Raw genomic sequence first — 18,699 nt, forward strand, 5'->3', positions numbered from 1 at the left:
TGAGAAAACAAGGATTTTTCTATTGAAAATGGTATATAAAAGAGATAAGATAACTTGCCAAAACTATAGTCGAGGCGTTATTCTATAATAGAAACATATGTTCTGATTTTGGATTAGGAAAGGGGCAAGGAGTTTGGCGAAGCATCAGTTCCAATATAATGAAGATGCGATTCAAGTGTTAGAAGGACTTGAAGCCGTTCGAAAACGCCCGGGTATGTATATCGGGAGCACGGACAGCCGTGGATTGCATCATTTAGTATATGAAATAGTAGATAACTCCGTTGACGAAGCGTTAGCGGGATTTGGCGACGAAATTTCAGTCGTAATACATAAAGATAATAGTATTAGCGTTATAGATAAAGGGCGAGGAATGCCTACGGGAATGCATAAACTTGGGAAACCTACACCTGAAGTTATTTTAACTGTACTTCATGCCGGTGGTAAGTTTGGTCAAGGTGGTTACAAAACGAGTGGTGGTTTGCACGGTGTTGGGGCATCTGTTGTAAATGCCTTATCAGAATGGTTAGTCGTAACGATTAAGCGTGACGGAAATATTTACGAACAACGCTTTGAAAATGGCGGTGTTCCTGTAACGACGCTTGAGAAAATCGGGAAGACGAAAGAATCTGGTACTACGATGCATTTCAAACCAGATACAACGATTTTCAGCACAACAAATTATAATTATGAAACATTATGTGAGAGATTACGTGAATCTGCATTCTTATTAAAAGGAATGAAAATCTCGATAAAAGATGAACGAAATGATTTAGAGGATGTATTTCATTATGAAACGGGAATTGAAGCTTTCGTTTCATATTTAAACGAAGAAAAAGATTCCATTCATCCAGTTGTATATTTCACTGGTGAACAAAATGGAATTGAAGCAGAACTAGCATTTCAATTTAACGATGGCTACTCAGAAAACATTTTATCGTTTGTAAATAACGTACGTACAAAAGATGGTGGAACACACGAAGCTGGATTTAAAACAGCGATGACGCGTGTGTTTAACGAGTATGCTCGTAAAGTAGCCCTATTAAAAGAAAAAGATAAAAACTTAGAAGGCACAGATATTCGTGAAGGTGTAGCGGCTATCGTTTCGGTACGTGTACCAGAAGAAGTGCTTCAGTTTGAAGGGCAAACGAAGGGGAAACTAGGTACAAGTGAAGCGCGTTCTTCAATTGATGCCATTGTATCTGAGCATTTAGCATACTTTTTAGAAGAAAATCCTGATGTAGCTACACTTCTTGTGAGAAAAGCAATTAAAGCCGCACAAGCCCGTGAAGCAGCCCGTAAAGCAAGAGAAGAAGCGCGGAGTGGTAAGAAAAAGAAAAAATCAGAAGGTACGTTAAGCGGGAAATTAACACCTGCACAATCACGTAACCCGCAAAAAAATGAACTGTACCTAGTAGAGGGTGACTCTGCCGGTGGTTCTGCGAAACAAGGACGAGACCGACGTTTCCAGGCCGTATTACCGTTACGTGGTAAAGTAATTAATACAGAAAAAGCAAAGCTTGCTGATATCTTTAAAAATGAAGAGATTAATACAATCATTTATGCAATTGGCGGCGGTGTAGGAAATGAATTTGATGTTGAAGATATTAACTACGATAAAGTTGTAATTATGACCGATGCCGATACGGATGGGGCTCATATTCAAGTATTGTTATTAACGTTCTTCTACAGATATATGAAGCCACTTATCGAAGCTGGTAAAGTGTTTATCGCACTTCCTCCTTTATACAAAGTAAGTAAAGGAAAAGGTAAGAGTGAGGTAATTGAATACGCTTGGTCAGATGAGGAATTAGACGGTGTAACGAAAAAAGTTGGAAAAGGCTATATGTTACAACGTTATAAAGGACTTGGTGAAATGAATGCGGATCAATTATGGGAAACAACAATGAACCCTGAAACGCGTACATTAATTCGCGTGAAAATTGATGATGCAGCAAGAGCAGAGCGTCGCGTTACAACATTAATGGGCGATAAAGTAGAACCGCGCCGTAAATGGATTGAACGTAATGTACAGTTTGGTATGCAAGAAGAAGGAAATATTTTAGAAAATGAAATGATTATGGAGACGGAGGTGGAATAACATGCAAGCAGAGAAGTTTCATGACCTCCCGCTTGAAGACGTGTTAGGTGATCGTTTTGCACGTTATAGTAAATATATTATTCAAGATCGCGCACTTCCAGATGCGCGTGACGGCTTAAAACCAGTACAAAGACGTATTTTATATTCTATGTATGTAGAAGGAAACGTGCATGATAAAGCGTTCCGTAAGTCAGCTAAAACAGTCGGTAACGTTATTGGTAATTATCATCCGCATGGTGATTCCTCTGTATATGAGGCGATGGTACGTTTAAGCCAAACTTGGAAAGTACGTAATGTTTTAGTTGAAATGCATGGTAATAACGGTAGTGTTGATGGGGACCCAGCGGCAGCGATGCGTTATACGGAAGCTCGTTTATCACCAATCGCATCTGAATTATTACGTGATCTTGATAAAGAAACAGTTGAATTCGTGTCAAACTTTGATGATACGAGTGAAGAACCGGTCGTATTACCAGCAGCGTTCCCGAACTTATTAGTGAACGGATCTACAGGAATTTCCGCAGGTTATGCAACAGAAATTCCTCCGCATCATCTTGGAGAAGTTATTGACGCTACAATGATGCGTATTGATAAACCGAATAGTACTGTTGATGATTTATTAACAGTTATGAAAGGACCAGATTTCCCAACAGGTGGTATTATTCAAGGGATTGATGGTATTAAAAAGGCGTATGAAACAGGTAAAGGTAAAATTATTATTCGCGGGAAAGCAGAGGTTGAAACGGTTCGTGGCGGGAAACAGCAAATCGTAATTACTGAAATTCCATACGAAGTAAATAAAGCAAACCTTGTAAAGAAAATGGATGAATTACGTCTAGATAAAAAGTTAGATGGTATTGCTGAAGTGCGTGATGAGACAGATCGTACTGGTTTACGAATTGTTGTTGAATTAAAGAAAGAAGCAAACGCCGAAGGTATTTTAAATTATTTATATAAAAATACAGATTTGCAAATTCCATATAACTTTAATATGGTAGCGATCAATAATCGTCGTCCAACACTTATGACATTACCGAAAATTTTAGATGCTTATATTGGACATCAAAAAGAGGTTATTACGAGACGTTCGCAATATGAATTAAGAAAAGCAGAAAATCGTCAACATATTGTAGAAGGTTTAAAGAAAGCATTATCGATTTTAGACCAAGTAATTGAAACAATTCGAGCTTCAAAAGATAAACGTAACGCGAAAGATAATTTAAGTGCAAAATTTGGCTTTACAGAAGCACAGGCAGAAGCAATTGTTTCCTTGCAATTATATCGCTTAACGAATACAGACATTACGGCGTTACAAGAAGAAGCAGATGAGCTTAATAAGAAAATTATTGAGCTACAGGCAATTTTACAAAGTGAAAAAAGATTACTTCAAGTAATTAAAACAGATTTAAAGAGAGTTAAGAAAACATATAGTGATGATCGACGCGCGATTATTGAAGATCAAATCGAGGAAATTAAAATCGATGTAGAAGTTATGATCCCACAAGAAGATGTCATCGTTACTGTAACGAAAGAAGGATATGTGAAACGTACTGGATGGCGCTCACACAATGCCTCAAACGGCAAAGACTTCGGTATGAAAGAGGGTGACATCTTACTTGAACGATTCGATACGAATACGACAGAGACAGTCCTCTTATTTACGAATAAAGGAAACTATATATATCTGCCAGTATACGAAATGCCAGATATTCGTTGGAAAGATTTAGGTCAGCACGTTGCTAATATCGTTTCACTCGACCGGGATGAAACAATCATTTGGGCAACGGTTGTACAGAACTTTGAGGAAGAAAAACGATTTATCGTATTTGTAACAAGAAATGGTATGATAAAGAAAACAGAATTAAATCAATATAAAGTTCAGCGTTATTCAAGGGCATTCGTTGCTGTAAACTTGAAAAAAGATGATGAAGTTGTCGATATATTTGCGACAGATGGAACGAGTGATATCGTTCTTGCTACACACGGTGCATATGCACTTATTTTCCATGAAGATGAAGTAAGTCCAGTCGGTGTAAGAGCTGCTGGCGTGAAAGCAATTAATTTAAAAGAAGATGACTATGTCGCTTCTGGTAAACCGTTAAATGGTGACAAAGATCAACTTATTCTCGTAACACAGCGCGGTGCTGTAAAACGTCTAAAAGCATCAGAAATTGAAAAATCAACGAGGGCGAAACGAGGTCTTGTTATTTTCAAAGAATTAAAACGTAATCCGTACCGCATTGTCGGTATTGAAATTGTTCGGGACGATGAATTAGTTTACATGAAGACAGAGAAAAACATTGTAGAAGAGATTGATCCGAAAGCGTATCGAAATAAAGACCGGTATAGTAATGGTAGCCTAGTGCTAGATGTTAATGATACTGGTGAAGTAGTAGAAACGTGGACGAAGAAAAGACCAGAATAAAGAGGGCATCTTGCTATGAATAATAGCAAGATGCTTTTTTCTAGGCAATTTATTATGTAAATAATAATAATCTTGTTATAATAACTGAATGAAATCGTTCTCATATAGTGAAAGTTTAATCAGTGGGGGTCTTGTTGCCCACAAATAGCGGGACAAATGGAGATAATAACAGTAAATAAGAATCTATAAAAAACTATAAAAATTTACAATTACAGGTTTTATATTTTACAGAATTCAACCTATAATATTTTCAGGTGATGAAAAGGGGGAAAAGGATGAAAACAACACGTACTTGTAAAATCAATTCTATTACAAAAGAACAAACGGAAGATTTAATTACTTTGATTCGTACGTTCGAAAGTGCAAAACGATATAGTTTAAAGCGTTTGATTGAGGGCGAAAACGAGAAAGAATTGATAAAAAAACTACAACCTAAATATTTGTTAAATAAACGTTTTTGTGAAGATGTGATTTTACAAGCGCAAACAATCCTTTTCTCTCAAAAAGAACTTCTTCCTGTTTACCTAGAAAACAATCAAAAAAAGTTAGAAAAGACGTTACAAAAAATAGCTGATTATGAACGCGGCAAAAAAAGACCTAAACAAGTTGCATTAGAAATTTGTTTAATTGGTTTAAGAAAACGAAAACAAAAATTAGAACAAAAAATTGAAACGTATGCAAAACATATTAAAAATAAAACATTACCTCCTATTATTTTTGGTGGGCGGAAAAATTTCTATGAAAGAATGAAAAACAAGATATCCAATCAAGAATGGAAAGATTTGCGGACACGACAATTATATTCTCGTGGAGATAAAAGCAAAAAAGGGAATTTGAACATGCGCATTACAGTTGATGACTGTGGGCAAGGATGGTTAGAAATTGCAAATCCATTAGGAAGAACAAATGGAAAAACAAAAAGCCCACGAATCAAAGTTCCGATTATCATTCCATATCATTTTTATCATCAAATCACAAATGTCGTTATGGGAAAGCAAATCGGTGTAAATCCAAAAGGAAAACCGATTATAGAGCATCAAAAATATAGTGTAGAAATCATTCGTAAACAAAATGAATTTTATGTAAATATTACGTTTAATGAAACAGAAATAGGTCGTGTACTAGATTTCAAGGAAACACCACAATCAGATGTAATTGCAGGAATTGATGTAAATCCGGACCGCATTGCAGTTAGTTTATGTACAAAACAAGGTAATTTTAAAGGTTCAAAAATTTTTTATCTACACAATCTGAATACATTTTCAACAAACAAACGTGCAACGATAATTGGACAAATCGTAAAACAAATTAAAACATGGTTATTGGAAAACAATGTAGGTGGAATTGTTTTAGAAGATTTAAAGTTTCAACAATCTCATGATACTGATACATACAGTAATCGTAATTTCCATCAATTTACGTATAAAAAGATGTTGAACAGTTTAATTCGTATGGCTCTTCGTAACGGATTTTCTATTAAAACAGTAAACCCCGCTTATACAAGTGTGATTGGAAAATTAAAATACAGTAAAAATTTCGGTATTAGCGTTCATGAAGCAGCCGCATTCACGATCGCAAGACGTGGATTAGAATTGCAAGAACAATTACCAAAAGAGATTATATTATTATTAAAAAAACAAATTACAACAAAACTGCGTATTCTTGTTGCTTCCATGGAAGAAAGTAAAAAGAATACGAAAAAAGTATATAAAAAATGGTTACAAACAATTCAAACGTGGAAAGAATATCACAATTGGAAATTGTGGAGCATTCTTCACAAAACTGTTTATATGAGCAATCAACAATTCGTATTTAAAATTTAAATGAGAAGGGGGGTACTGGTTTATTTCTTATAACCTCTTGCATGCTACTGACTTGGATGAATGGTAGTATGCAAGGACAGATCGTTCCTAACAGGAACCTGCCGTCATTCTTTCACAATAGGTGGATGAAAAGGTCACAACCCTTACGGACAGGAAAAAGGTGAGATTCCTTTTCGGTAGTTGGCATTTGACTTGGTTCGCCAACGATTTATAGATTTTTATAAGAATTTTAAACCAGGGGCAACATGAAAAAAATAGGTGTAGGGATTGTAGGATTTGGTTTTTCAAGTACGACATTTCATATCCCACTATTACAAACGATAGAAGAATATGATATTCGTGCTGTATTATCCTCAAAAGAAGAGGTAGTAAAAGAAACATTACCAAACGCTAATGTTGTTAGTACAATTGATGAATTGGTGAAGCGAGCTGATGTTGACTTAGTTGTTATTACATCACCTAATACAACTCATTTTCCATATGTAAAAGAAGCAATTTTAAACGGTAAGCATGTTGTTGTAGAAAAACCATTTGTTGTTTCAATTGAAGAAGGGGAAGAGCTTATTTTATTAGCAGAGCAGCATAATGTAATGTTAAGCGTATATCATAATCGTCGTTTTGATAATGATTTCTTAACAATTAAGAAATTGTTAGGAGAAAACAGAGTAGGGAATGTATATGCATATGAATCGAATTTTGATCGTTTCCGTCCACATGTACGTGATCGATGGAGAGAAAAAAATCTACCAGGCTCCGGTATATTATATGATTTAGGATCGCATTTAATTGACCAAGCGTTATCAATATTCGGGAAACCAGATGCTATAAGTGCAGATGTAATAAAACAACGACCAGGTGCAGAGGTGGATGATTATTTCCACATAGAACTTCATTACGGAGTTAAACGTGTCATTTTACGTAGTAGTAGTTATGTGAAAAAAGCTGGACCGCATTTTATAGTGCATGGAGAGAAAGGTTCTATCGTGAAGTACGGTATGGATTCGCAGGAAGAGCAATTAAAAAATGGAATGAAGCCAGGTGATAACGGTTATGGAGTAGACGATGAAGAGAATTTTGCTACTTTAGAAACAGAAGAAAGCTTAGAGCGTATTCCAACAGAAGTCGGTTGTTATAACAATTATTATAAAGGTGTACGAGATAGTATATTAAATGGTGAGAAACTACCTGTAACAGCAAAAGAAGGTTTAGATGTTATTAAACTGATTCAATTAGCGATTGAAAGCAGTGAAAAGGGTAGAGTCATTTCTATAAAATAAAAAGACACGAAATTCGTGTCTTTTTATTTTTGTGGAACAGAAAGACCATAGAAGAACATCGTAACGATATCTTGTATATGTTTTTCGCGATCTCCTTCAAGAAGTTGTGCTCCAAATTCATCACCTAACTTTGTAAACATTTGAATGTAAAGTAACATCATTTCTTTAGTAAGGTGTGGATTAATTTCGTTTTTGCGCTGAGCTCGTTCTAATATTTCTAAATACCAGGGCAGGATTTTTTCATTTTGATAACTATAAATAAACTTACGGAGTTCTTCGTCCCTTTGCATCATTTGTAGTAACATATCAGGTTGGAATAATCCGCCAGTATTCATTTTTCTTACAATCATTTTTTGCATCATATCATGAAAAGGTAATTTTTCTTCCGCAAGCTCTTTATAATATTGAAATTCAGATATGATAAATTCTTGTATAAGCTCCCTAAATAACGCATCTTTACTTCCGAAATGATTATAAATTGTAACTTGAGAAACGTTTGCTTCTTTTGCGATATGTTCTATTTTCACTTCATTAAATCCACGTTCTGAAAATAATACGAATGCTGCTTCTTTAATGGCACGCTTTTTCTTTTCTTTTACTCTTTCAAAGCCGTTCAATGCAATCACCTCACTTAAAATATACAAGAAAAAATAATGGAAAACAACAATTTTGAAATATGGACTAATAAATATTTCAAAAAATTGTTGCGAATATGGAAGATGAGGAGTACAATAATTTTGAAATATCACATATTAAATATTTCAAAAAATGAGGTGGAATTATGATTTCAGTTCAAGATGTCACAAAACAGTTTTCGAATGGAAAAGGTTTGTTTCATATTACATTTGATGTAAAAGAGGGAGAAGTATTTGGTTATTTAGGACCGAATGGTGCCGGAAAATCAACGACGATTCGTAATTTAATGGGATTTATAAAACCGACAGCTGGTAAAGCGACAATTTTTGGATTAGATTGTTGGAATGAAGCAGCGAAAATTCAAAGGGAAGTTGGTTATCTACCGGGTGAAATTTCTTTTATTGAAGGAATGAACGGATTAGAATTTTTAAAATTAATGCAAGGAATGCGTGGATTAAAGGATACAAAAAGACGAGATGAACTGATAGAGCGTCTGCAATTTGATGTGAAAACACCGATTCGCAAAATGTCTAAAGGAATGAAGCAAAAAGTAGGGATAGTCGCTGCATTTATGCACGATCCAGAGGTGTTAATTTTAGATGAACCAACATCTGGACTTGATCCACTTATGCAGCAAGTGTTTATAGATTTAATATTAGAGGAAAAGCAAAGAGGAAAAACAATCCTAATGTCATCACATATTTTCACTGAAATTGAGAGAACTTGTGACAGAGTAGCTATTATTAAAGATGGTCGACTCGTAACGGTTGAAAATATTCACGATTTACAAAGTATGAGAAGACAGGTGATAGATGTAATAGTATCATCACAAGAAGAGATTGAGTCCCTTACAAAGTGTAATTTGCAATTTGAAGCGGTAAAAGGCAGAGAGGCATCTATCATTGTACAAGGAAATTATCAAACTGTTTTACAAACACTTTCAAACTATAATGTAACGGCACTTCAAACGAGAGCGATGGATTTAGAACATTTATTTATGCATTATTACGATAAGAAAGAAGGGATAGCGCATGAATAAGCGATTATTTTTAGCTAGTTTGAAAGAAACACAAAAAAGTATTTTGAGTTATGCGTCTGGTGCAGCTTTATATCTGTGGTTATTAATTTGGATATTCCCGTCAATGGTATCAGCGAAAGGGCTAAATGAATTAATAGCTGCCATGCCTGATAGTGTGAAAAAAATCGTTGGTATGGAAAGTCCGATTCAAAACGTAATGGATTTTTTAGCGGGCGAATACTATAGTCTATTGTTTATTATCATTTTAACAATTTTTTGCGTAACAGTTGCGACACATTTAATTGCTCGTCATGTAGATAAAGGAGCAATGGCATACTTGCTAGCAACGCCTGTATCTAGAGTACGAATCGCAATTACGCAAGCGGCTATTCTTATATTAGGACTACTGATTATTGTAGCGGTTACGTATGTAGCGGGTATAGTAGGTGCAGAATGGTTTTTAGAGGATAATAACTTAAATAAAGAATTATTTTTGAAGATAAATGTAGTCGGAGGGCTCATATTTTTAGTCGTTAGTGCCTATTCATTTTTCTTTTCTTGTATATGTAATGACGAAAGAAAAGCACTAAGTTATTCAGCGAGTTTAACTATCTTATTTTTCGTATTAGATATGGTAGGGAAGTTAAGTGATAAGTTAGAATGGATGAAAAACCTATCATTATTCACGCTGTTTCGTCCGAAAGAAATTGCTGAAGGATCATATAATATATGGCCGGTAAGTATAAGTTTAACTGCTGTAGCGCTTTGTATTTTTATCGTAGCGATTGTAGTATTTAGGAAGAGGGATTTACCGTTATAAAGTAGAAAGTCCACTGAGAAAGTGGGCTTTTTTTATTTGTAAATTTAAACTAGTATGTTCATTGCATCCTTATAAAGGATATTTATCTTTTTAATTACAAAAATATTCAAAAAAGTGAACCTTTTTCTAGGTTCATACGTCTAATACATGTAAAGTTAAATTGGAAGTGATGAAGTGAGGATGAAACAGGAGGAGCGATTGTGAAAGTAATCCCTTTATATAAAATGATTATAAAAGAAGAAACGGATGTTTCTTTAGCGAAAAAAGGTGATCATGAAGCCTTTATAGCGCTTATACATACAGAAAAAGTGAAAATGTATCGAATAGCAAAGGCGATGTTACGTGATGAGACAAATATAGAGGATGCGATACAGACAACAATTTTAAAAGCCTATGAAAATATAAAAAAATTAAAAAAAGAAGAATTTTTTCAAACTTGGTTAATTCGAATACTAATAAATGAGTGTAACAATATTATTAGAGCTTATAAAAAGGTAATTGTGACAGAAGAGAATGATTACAATATGAGTGCGTGTGATCAGTATGAAGATATAGATTTGTGTAATGCGATTCAATCGTTACATGAAGAATTAAGAGCTGTTACGGTGCTTTATTACTATGAAGACATGAATCAAGAGAGTATAGCAAAGCTGTTAGAAATACCGAAAGGAACAGTGAAATCAAGATTATCACGTGCGAGGGAACAACTACAAAAACGATTAAAGATGGAATAGGGGGTGCAAAGGATGGATAATGAAAAATTATTTGATGAGAAATTAAAAAAGAGAATAAAAGATGAAAATGTTATAGTACCTCCAGAGTTAAATGAAAAGATTAATGGCACGGTACATAATCTTAAGGTAAAAAAGAAGAGTTACAAAATTTATATGATGATAATTAGTGCAGCGGTTTGTATACTTTCAGTGGTATCTATGTCTGAGTTTTCTATACAAAGTTTTGCGCAAAACGGTGGAGTATTTGAATATGTAAAGAAAAAAGCATTTTCTGATTATGAAAATGAAGAAGAAATAAAATCGAATGTACATTATCCAGATAAAGAAAAGATTCATCAAAAGATGCTAGATTCTATTGATTATTTTAAAAATATTTCAGGACAATTTGAGGAATATTCTAGCTCATCAAGAATTGCTACAACATATAAGTATGCGATTGATACGGAGAAACAAAGAGGTATCTCTTCGAAAGAAGATAAACTAGCGAAAAAACGAACAATTATATATAACGAGGGCAAGAAAAAAGAGTTTGATGATGAGAAGTATACCTATAAAGAGACAAAATGGAACCCGAAAGAAAGAAACAATGAACTATTAAAATTAAATCCTACGGAAAGGGTAGTGAGAAAATCAGATGAGAAAAAGAGATATGATGATGAATATGTAGGGCTAGCTAAATATAGTATTCAATCAGAATTTGCAGATTTGTTAATTCGATATAAAGATTGGAATTATAAAGAAACGAAATATCTTGGATTAGATTGTTACAAAATTGAAGGAGTTATCAACATAGAGATGCCTGTTAGCACCTCTGAAGATTTAAGAGGGAAATTCGAAATGGTTGTGGAGAAAAATACAGGGATTATGTTGAAATTTCTTAGTTTTCAAGAAGGCTTGATTCAATATTCAGTTACGACTGAATGGATACAAATAGATAAGGGATTGAAAGAAAGTATGTTTCAAAAGGATAGCGCTAAATATGAAAAAATGAAAAACATATTTGATGAATAGAGACAGGAGGAGAGTAGATGGGGAATCATTCATCTTTAAGAGAAGAGAAAATTAAGCAAAAATATAAAAAGAAAACGATAATAAGTTTACTACTGGCGGTATTACTATTTGGTGGAATTGGCTATGGAGCTTATGTATATATGAAAACTTCTAGTCTCGTACAAAAATCTAATTTGAATTTAGCACGAGGTGAAAAATCCAATTTACGTGAGAAATCTGTAAAGCCAATTGCAAATCATGTTTCACTTTTAATTATGGGAATTGATGAAAATCAAGAACGACAAAAGGAATATAATGGTGCATTTCATACAGATGCATTACTGTTAGCGACTTTTAATAAAGATGATAAAACAGTGAAATTAACGAGCATACCGCGTGATACATACACATATGTTCCAGTTGAAAAGAAAAAAGATAAAATAACCCATGCATATGGAAGTGGTTTCGTTAAAAATGGTAAAGATGGAGGACCGCAAGCTTCTGTGGAAGCGGTAGAAAAATTGTTACAGGTGCCTGTTGATTATTTTGTGAAATTTAATTTTGGTTCCTTTACTAAAATTGTTGATGGGTTAGATGGTATTGAAGTGGATGTCCCAGTTGAATTTACGGAGCAAAATAGTAAAGATGAACCTGATACGATTCATTTGAAAAAAGGATTACAAAAATTAAATGGGGAAGAAGCACTCGCACTAGCAAGAACGCGTCATATTGATAGTGATGCAATGAGAGGACAGCGCCAACAACTTGTTATTGAAGCGATTTTAAGTAAATTAAAAAGTGTAGGATCGATTACGAAGCTAGAAAAAATAGTTGAGGCGGTTGATGGTGATTTTAAAACAAATTTAGTAATGGACGATATTTTATCTTTTTATAAATACGGTTTAAACGGTTCAGTTGAAAAAATACAATTAGCTGGTGATGATTTATACTTACCTAATGGCTCAAACGGGCAACGTGTATATTATTATAATCCTAATAAAAAAGATCTACAAAGTTTGAGTAATACTCTTAGAACACATCTAGGATTAAGTGAAAAGCAAATTGAGGAGAATTAAAGCAGATGTAATGTCTGCTTTTTTATTTTTGTCTAATGGTATGACATTTAGTTTTTAATGTTATATACTATTTAAGAATTAGAGTTAATAGTGTAACGTAATAGTAGGGTTCAAGTTAAGTAGCAAGGGGGCTATCACATAGAATAAATGTTATTGCTTAAAATAGTTTGGGAGAAATGAAAATACAGGGGAGTAGCAAAAATGAGAATTGCAAAGAATTTAACATTCCAAGTTATTGTGGCCATTATTTGTGGTATTGCAGTAGGGGCAATTTGGCCGAGTGTTGGACAACAAATGAAGCCAATTGGTGAAACATTCATCAATATGATTAAAATGGTTATTGCACCGATTATCTTTTTAACAATTGTACTCGGTATTGCAAGTATGGGAAGTATGAAAAAGGTAGGCCGTGTTGGTGGGAAGGCACTATTATATTTTGAAATTGTTACAACAGCTGCTTTAATTATTGGTATCATCGTAGCGAATGTTGTGCGTCCCGGAGATGGATTAGATCCCTCAAAACTAAAAGGCGGAGATGTTTCACAATATGTACAAAGCGGGCAAGAAATGAAATGGATGGATTTCTTTTTACATATTGTGCCGTCTAACATGTTTGAAGCATTTGCAAAAGGTGATATTTTACAAGTGTTATTCTTCTCCATTTTATTCGGCGCGGGATTAACGATGTTAGGGAAAAATGGACAACCGGTTATTGATTTTTTTGAAAGATTATCGAAAGTATTTTTTAACATTTTATCAATTGTAATGAAATTAGCACCGGTTGGAGCATTCGGTGGGATGGCATTTACAATTGGGAAGTATGGTTTAAGCACGCTCATACCACTTGGCAAATTAATGATTTGTGTATATGCGACAATGGCATTATTTGTTTTTATTGTTTTAAATTTTATTTGTAAACTGTATAAATTTAGTTTGTGGAAATATTTAGCTCATATTAAAGAAGAATTACTTATTGTTCTCGGGACATCATCGTCAGAATCAGTACTGCCGCGAATGATGACAAAGATGGAAGACTTCGGGTGTTCGAAACCGGTAGTAGGTTTAGTCATTCCAACAGGCTATTCTTTTAACTTAGATGGAACAACAATTTATTTATCGATGGCTACTATATTTTTAGCACAAGTTTTCCACGTCGATCTTTCACTAGGTCAACAATTAACTATAATAGCTATTTTATTAGTTACATCTAAAGGAGCAGCAGCAGTAACCGGCGGGGGATTCATTGTGCTAGCATCTACTCTATCTGCAATGAATGTTATCCCATTAGAAGGTTTAGCGTTATTACTTGGTGTAGATCGTTTCATGTCAGAAGCACGTGCTATCGTTAATTTAATTGGTAACGGTATTGCAACTGTAGTTGTTGCAAAAAGTGAAAATGAATTTGATGATGAGAAGTATACGAGAGTAGTAGAGGAAATGAAACGAAAAAAAATGGCCGGGTAAAAAGTCAGCTTTGCTGACTTTTTTATTTTTGTAGAAAAGATGTTTTTAGATATATGCATTATTTATTAGCAATAATTAACAAGTATTCAAGTGGTAAATGAGATGAAAGTGATTAAAACAACGAATGTGTATGAATGCGAAATAAGGTTTGAACAACATATGGCATTTTTATGAATATTACTGTAAAAAAATAATTTTTTAAAAATTTTCAATAATAATACTTTACAAAAATTAAAAAATTAGTAGAATAAGAATTAGTAAGAATCGTCTGATAAATATATAGAGAAAAACAGAATTATCAGAAAATTATTTAATAGCTATCGTTAAGAATTAGGGAGGGTACAAAATGAAAAAGAAACAAATGAAAAAACTAACAGCAGTTGTAGCACCGGTTTTAGCAATGAGCATGGCGTTAACAGCATGTTCTACATCAGGCGGAGATAAAAAGACAAGCACAAACTCAAGTGGAGATAGCAAGTCAGAGGGAAAATTAGCGGCAAAACAAGTGTTGAATCGAACAGTAAACCAAGAGATTCCAACGATGGATTCTTCTAAATCAACAGATACAGTATCTTCACAAATGCTAGGGAATACGATGGAAGGATTATATCGTCTTGATAAAGATAATAAGCCTATTCCAGCTGCAGCAGAATCTAGCACGAAAAGTGAAGATGGTAAAAAATATACGTTCAAACTACGTAAAGATGCAAAATGGTCAAATGGAGATCCAGTAACGGCGAAAGATTTCGTATATGCTTGGCAACGTCTATTAGATCCAAAAACAGCTGCTGAGTATGCATTTATCGCATTCCCAATTAAAAATGCAGAAGTGGTTAATAAAGGTGAAAAACCTGTAGCTGAATTAGGAGTGAAAGCGGTAGATGATCTTACGCTTGAAGTTGAATTAGAGCAAGCGGTACCGTACTTCTTAAACTTAGTAGCATTCCCATCGTACTACCCATTAAATGAAAAATTCGTAAAAGAAAAAGGGGAGAAGTTCGGTATAGAGTCTGATACAACAGTTTATAATGGACCGTTCGTTCTTAAAGATTGGAAGCATGAACAAGGATGGCAATTAAAGAAAAATGATCAATATTGGGATAAAAAGACTGTAAAACTTGAAGAAGTTAACTTCAGTGTTGTTAAAGAACCAGCAACTCTTATCAATTTATATGATAGCGGTCAAGTTGACTTTGCTTTATTAACTGGAGAGTTCGTAGATAAATACAGAAATAAGAAAGATGAATTCGGAACATATTCACAAGTGAGTACGTATTTCATTCGTATGAACCAAAAACGTGATGGACAAGATACACCATTAAAGAGTAAAAAGTTACGTGAAGCAATTGCACTATCAGTTGATAAAAAGAATTTAGCAAACGTAATTTTAAATGATGGATCAAAAGAAGCTGACTTCTTAGTACCAAAAGGTTTAGCAACTGGACCAGACGGTAAAGACTTCCAAGAAACGTTTAAGAATGGTTTAAAACCAAATGCTAAAAAAGCTGCTGCAGCTTGGGAAGAAGCGAAAAAAGAGCTAGGTAAAGACCAAGTTACAATTGAATTCTTAAACTATGATACTGGTAATGCGAAAAAAGTTGGAGAATATATTAAGGACCAAATTGAGAAGAACTTAAAAGGTGTAACAGTTAACATTAAACTTCAGCCATTTAAGCAAAAACTAAAATTAGAATCTGAGCAACAATATGATATTTCATACGGTGGTTGGAATCCAGATTATGCAGATCCAATGACGTTCTTAGATATGTTTGAGACTGGACATTCTCATAACCAAATGAGCTTCTCTGACCCTAAATATGACGGCATGGTGAAAAAAGCTGGAACGGAATTAATGAGCGATGCGAAAAAACGTTGGGAAGAGTTAGGAAAAGCTGAAAAAACATTACTTGAAGAAGATGTAGCGATTGTACCTTTATATCAACGAGGAGATTCTTATGTTTTACAACCAAATGTAAAGGGAGTAGTAAAACATAATATCAGTCCAGAATTTAGCTTTAAGTGGGCATATGTGACTGAAAAATAATAGAGTTGAAAAAGCATTTAAAAGTGGCTTAGCTACTTTTAAATGCTTTTTTTGTGAGCTTAAAATACTAATTTTTAGTGTGGTTAAATAGAGGCGAATAAGGTGTATAGTATGTACATATAGTAGATGGGGGATAAATCCTACTAAATTAAAAAATAAGAATATTTAAAATGAAACTATTTACAAGTACGAAAAAAAGAGTAGAATAACATTAGTTGTAATTTTCTGAAAAATAAATCTTTAGTAAGGGGTCTCTCAAGGATTGGTAATGTACATATAATTAGGGAGGGTATAAAAATGAAGAGAAAAAAGATGAAAAAGTTAACGGCAGTTGTAGTACCAGTTTTAGCGATGAGTGTTGCATTGACAGCATGTTCTGGGGCAGGTGGGGAAAAGAAAACGACTACTACATCAAATAGTGGGGAAGAAAAAAAATCTGATATTAAATATGCAGCGAAACAAGTATTAAATCGTACGGAAAACCAAGAAATTCCGACGATGGATACTTCTAAATCTACTGATACATTAGGTTCGCAAATTTTAGGGAACACGATGGAAGGCCTATATCGTCTTGATAAAGATAATAAGCCAATTCCTGCTGCGGCAGAGTCTAGTACGAAAAGTGAAGATGGTAAAAAGTATACGTTTAAACTGCGAAAAGATGCAAAATGGTCAAATGGTGATCCTGTAACAGCGAAAGATTTCGTTTTCTCATGGAAGCGCTTACTTGATAAGAATACTGCGGCAGAATATGCATTTATTGCTTACTATATTAAAAATGCAGAAGCGATTAATAAAGGAGAAAAACCTGTAACTGAATTAGGAGCGAAGGCGGTAGATGATTACACGCTAGAAGTAGAATTAGAAAAACCGGTACCGTATTTCTTAAATTTATTAGCATTCCCATCATACTATCCATTAAATGAAAAATTCGTAAAAGAAAAAGGTGATAAGTACGGTTTAGAAGCAGATACAACTGTGTATAACGGTCCATTCGTTATGTCTTCATGGAAACATGAACAAGGTTGGCAGCTAAAGAAAAATGATAAGTACTGGGATAAAAAGACTGTGAAATTAGAAGAAATTAACTATAGTGTAGTAAAAGAGGTTGCAACGAAAGTAAACTTATATGATACAGGATCAATTGATTTTACATTACTATCAGGAGAGTTTGTAGATAAATATAAATCGAACAAAGAAGAATATGGTGAGTATGCGGAATCAAGTACATTCTTCTTACGTTTAAATCAAAAACGTAACGGACAAGATACGCCTTTAAAGAGCAAAAAACTTCGTGAAGCAATTGCATTATCAGTTGATAAAAAAGGATTGGCAAATGTAATTTTAAATAATGGATCAAAAGCAACAGATCAATTGGTTCCAAAAGGACTTGCGACAGGGCCAGATGGTAAAGATTATCAAGATACATTTAAAAATGGTCTGAAATATAATCCGAAAAAAGGAGCAGCAGCATGGGAAGAAGCGAAAAAAGAACTTGGAAAAGATCAAGTTACAATTGAATTGCTAAGCTATGATGATGGAACTGCGAAAAAGATTGCTGACTATGTAAAAGATCAAATTGAGAAAAATTTAAAAGGTGTAACGATTAATACGAAAATTCAGCCGTTCAAACAAAAATTAAAATTAGAAACTGCGCAAGATTATGAAATTTCTTATGCTGGTTGGAGTCCAGACTATGCGGATCCAATGACATTTATTGATATGTTTGAATCGAAGAGCCCGTACAACCAAATGAGTTATTCAAATCCAAAATACGATGAAATGGTAGGAAAAGCAGGTAATGAATTAATGAGTGATGCGAAAAAACGCTGGGAAACGTTAGGGAAAGCTGAAAAATTATTCCTTGAAGAAGATGCAGGGTTAGTACCTTTATATCAAACAGGAAGATCGTATGTAATGAAACCGAATGTAAAAGGAATTGTGAAACATAACATCAGTCCAGAATATAGCTTTAAGTGGGCGTATGTAACTGAGGATGGCGGAAAAAAATAAAGTGAAAGCATTTCAAAAGTGGCTGAGCTGCTTTTGAAATGCTTTTTAGTATGTATAAGGGAATAAATCTCGTTAGCCTATTGAGAATCGGGTAGGTAATTAGGAAGGTTCTATCGGAGGGATTTAGAGAGGTCAGTAAGTAGTAAGACAGATGATAGTAAGAGACCTCATGCTAATAAGAAAAATATAGAACGTAGTAATAGATTGGAATAAGGGGAAGGATGTTTACATATAGTAGACAGGGGATAATCCATATAGTAGTTAAAACGATAAGTTACTAT

Annotated in this window: 13 protein-coding genes; 12 read left to right on the top strand and 1 reads right to left on the bottom strand. The window is 34.1% G+C overall.

Going from position 1 to position 18,699, the window contains the following annotated elements; translation table 11 throughout:
- Positions 1-133 precede the first annotated feature (133 nt).
- The 4 genes from parE to F3I02_RS25405 all read left to right on the top strand — a co-directional run bounded on the left by parE (position 134) and on the right by F3I02_RS25405 (position 7,623).
- Positions 134-2,098, top strand: a complete 1,965-nt coding sequence (gene parE, locus F3I02_RS25390; RefSeq protein WP_001062202.1) for a DNA topoisomerase IV subunit B — start codon at positions 134-136, stop codon at positions 2,096-2,098.
- 1 nt (position 2,099) lies between these two features.
- Entirely contained in the window at positions 2,100-4,523 is a 2,424-nt protein-coding gene (parC, locus tag F3I02_RS25395; RefSeq protein WP_001147465.1) for a DNA topoisomerase IV subunit A, read from the top strand.
- A gap of 275 nt (positions 4,524-4,798) precedes the next feature.
- Entirely contained in the window at positions 4,799-6,346 is a 1,548-nt protein-coding gene (locus F3I02_RS25400) for an IS200/IS605 family accessory protein TnpB-related protein (protein WP_196478535.1), read from the top strand.
- Positions 6,347-6,591: 245 nt separating this feature from the next.
- Positions 6,592-7,623 (top strand): oxidoreductase, encoded by a 1,032-nt coding sequence (locus F3I02_RS25405; protein ID WP_000719766.1) that lies wholly within the window; start codon positions 6,592-6,594, stop codon positions 7,621-7,623.
- A 23-nt stretch (positions 7,624-7,646) separates the two neighbouring features.
- On the opposite strand, the gene F3I02_RS25410 is transcribed toward F3I02_RS25405, so the two are convergent.
- Positions 7,647-8,249, bottom strand: coding sequence for a TetR/AcrR family transcriptional regulator (locus F3I02_RS25410; protein ID WP_116777626.1), 603 nt, complete (start codon positions 8,247-8,249; stop codon positions 7,647-7,649).
- A gap of 155 nt (positions 8,250-8,404) precedes the next feature.
- Here F3I02_RS25410 and F3I02_RS25415 point away from each other — a divergent pair, with 155 nt between their 5' ends.
- The 8 genes from F3I02_RS25415 (at position 8,405) to F3I02_RS25450 (ending at position 18,418) form a co-directional block, all read left to right on the top strand.
- Positions 8,405-9,298 carry an ABC transporter ATP-binding protein gene (locus F3I02_RS25415; protein WP_000626564.1) on the top strand — a complete coding sequence of 298 codons (894 nt, stop codon included), beginning with the start codon at positions 8,405-8,407 and terminating at the stop codon, positions 9,296-9,298.
- On the top strand, positions 9,291-10,097 hold the full coding sequence (locus tag F3I02_RS25420; RefSeq protein ID WP_046945597.1) for an ABC transporter permease subunit: 807 nt from the start codon (positions 9,291-9,293) through the stop codon (positions 10,095-10,097). The genes F3I02_RS25415 and F3I02_RS25420 overlap by 8 nt, the downstream gene beginning before the upstream one ends.
- A gap of 200 nt (positions 10,098-10,297) precedes the next feature.
- The gene (locus F3I02_RS25425) at positions 10,298-10,831 is read left to right on the top strand and encodes a sigma-70 family RNA polymerase sigma factor (RefSeq protein WP_000864721.1); all 534 of its coding nucleotides are present in this window, start codon (positions 10,298-10,300) and stop codon (positions 10,829-10,831) included.
- Between the two features lie 12 nt (positions 10,832-10,843).
- On the top strand, positions 10,844-11,842 hold the full coding sequence (locus F3I02_RS25430; RefSeq protein ID WP_000368249.1) for a hypothetical protein: 999 nt from the start codon (positions 10,844-10,846) through the stop codon (positions 11,840-11,842).
- 17 nt (positions 11,843-11,859) lie between these two features.
- Positions 11,860-12,897, top strand: a complete 1,038-nt coding sequence (locus tag F3I02_RS25435) for an LCP family protein (protein ID WP_196478536.1) — start codon at positions 11,860-11,862, stop codon at positions 12,895-12,897.
- A 201-nt stretch (positions 12,898-13,098) separates the two neighbouring features.
- A complete protein-coding gene (locus tag F3I02_RS25440) occupies positions 13,099-14,361 on the top strand; it encodes a dicarboxylate/amino acid:cation symporter (protein ID WP_001216973.1) in 1,263 nt (420 codons plus the stop codon).
- A gap of 346 nt (positions 14,362-14,707) precedes the next feature.
- The gene (locus F3I02_RS25445; RefSeq protein WP_000730150.1) at positions 14,708-16,405 is read left to right on the top strand and encodes a peptide ABC transporter substrate-binding protein; all 1,698 of its coding nucleotides are present in this window, start codon (positions 14,708-14,710) and stop codon (positions 16,403-16,405) included.
- Between the two features lie 297 nt (positions 16,406-16,702).
- Entirely contained in the window at positions 16,703-18,418 is a 1,716-nt protein-coding gene (locus F3I02_RS25450) for a peptide ABC transporter substrate-binding protein (RefSeq protein ID WP_000823463.1), read from the top strand.
- Positions 18,419-18,699: the final 281 nt, after the last annotated feature.

This window comes from Bacillus sp. SRB3LM (assembly GCF_015712745.1).
GTDB classification, from domain to species: domain Bacteria; phylum Bacillota; class Bacilli; order Bacillales; family Bacillaceae_G; genus Bacillus_A; species Bacillus_A thuringiensis_K.

Excerpts from the sequence above, each read along its gene's own strand:
- F3I02_RS25415 (WP_000626564.1), top strand. The coding sequence starts at position 8,405 with ATGATTTCAGTTCAAGATGTCACAAAACAGTTTTCGAATGGAAAAGGT.
- F3I02_RS25450 (WP_000823463.1), top strand. The coding sequence starts at position 16,703 with ATGAAGAGAAAAAAGATGAAAAAGTTAACGGCAGTTGTAGTACCAGTT.
- F3I02_RS25405 (WP_000719766.1), top strand. The coding sequence starts at position 6,592 with ATGAAAAAAATAGGTGTAGGGATTGTAGGATTTGGTTTTTCAAGTACG.
- F3I02_RS25440 (WP_001216973.1), top strand. The coding sequence starts at position 13,099 with ATGAGAATTGCAAAGAATTTAACATTCCAAGTTATTGTGGCCATTATT.
- F3I02_RS25400 (WP_196478535.1), top strand. The coding sequence starts at position 4,799 with ATGAAAACAACACGTACTTGTAAAATCAATTCTATTACAAAAGAACAA.
- F3I02_RS25420 (WP_046945597.1), top strand. The coding sequence starts at position 9,291 with ATGAATAAGCGATTATTTTTAGCTAGTTTGAAAGAAACACAAAAAAGT.
- F3I02_RS25435 (WP_196478536.1), top strand. The coding sequence starts at position 11,860 with ATGGGGAATCATTCATCTTTAAGAGAAGAGAAAATTAAGCAAAAATAT.
- F3I02_RS25430 (WP_000368249.1), top strand. The coding sequence starts at position 10,844 with ATGGATAATGAAAAATTATTTGATGAGAAATTAAAAAAGAGAATAAAA.
- parC (WP_001147465.1), top strand. The coding sequence starts at position 2,100 with ATGCAAGCAGAGAAGTTTCATGACCTCCCGCTTGAAGACGTGTTAGGT.
- F3I02_RS25445 (WP_000730150.1), top strand. The coding sequence starts at position 14,708 with ATGAAAAAGAAACAAATGAAAAAACTAACAGCAGTTGTAGCACCGGTT.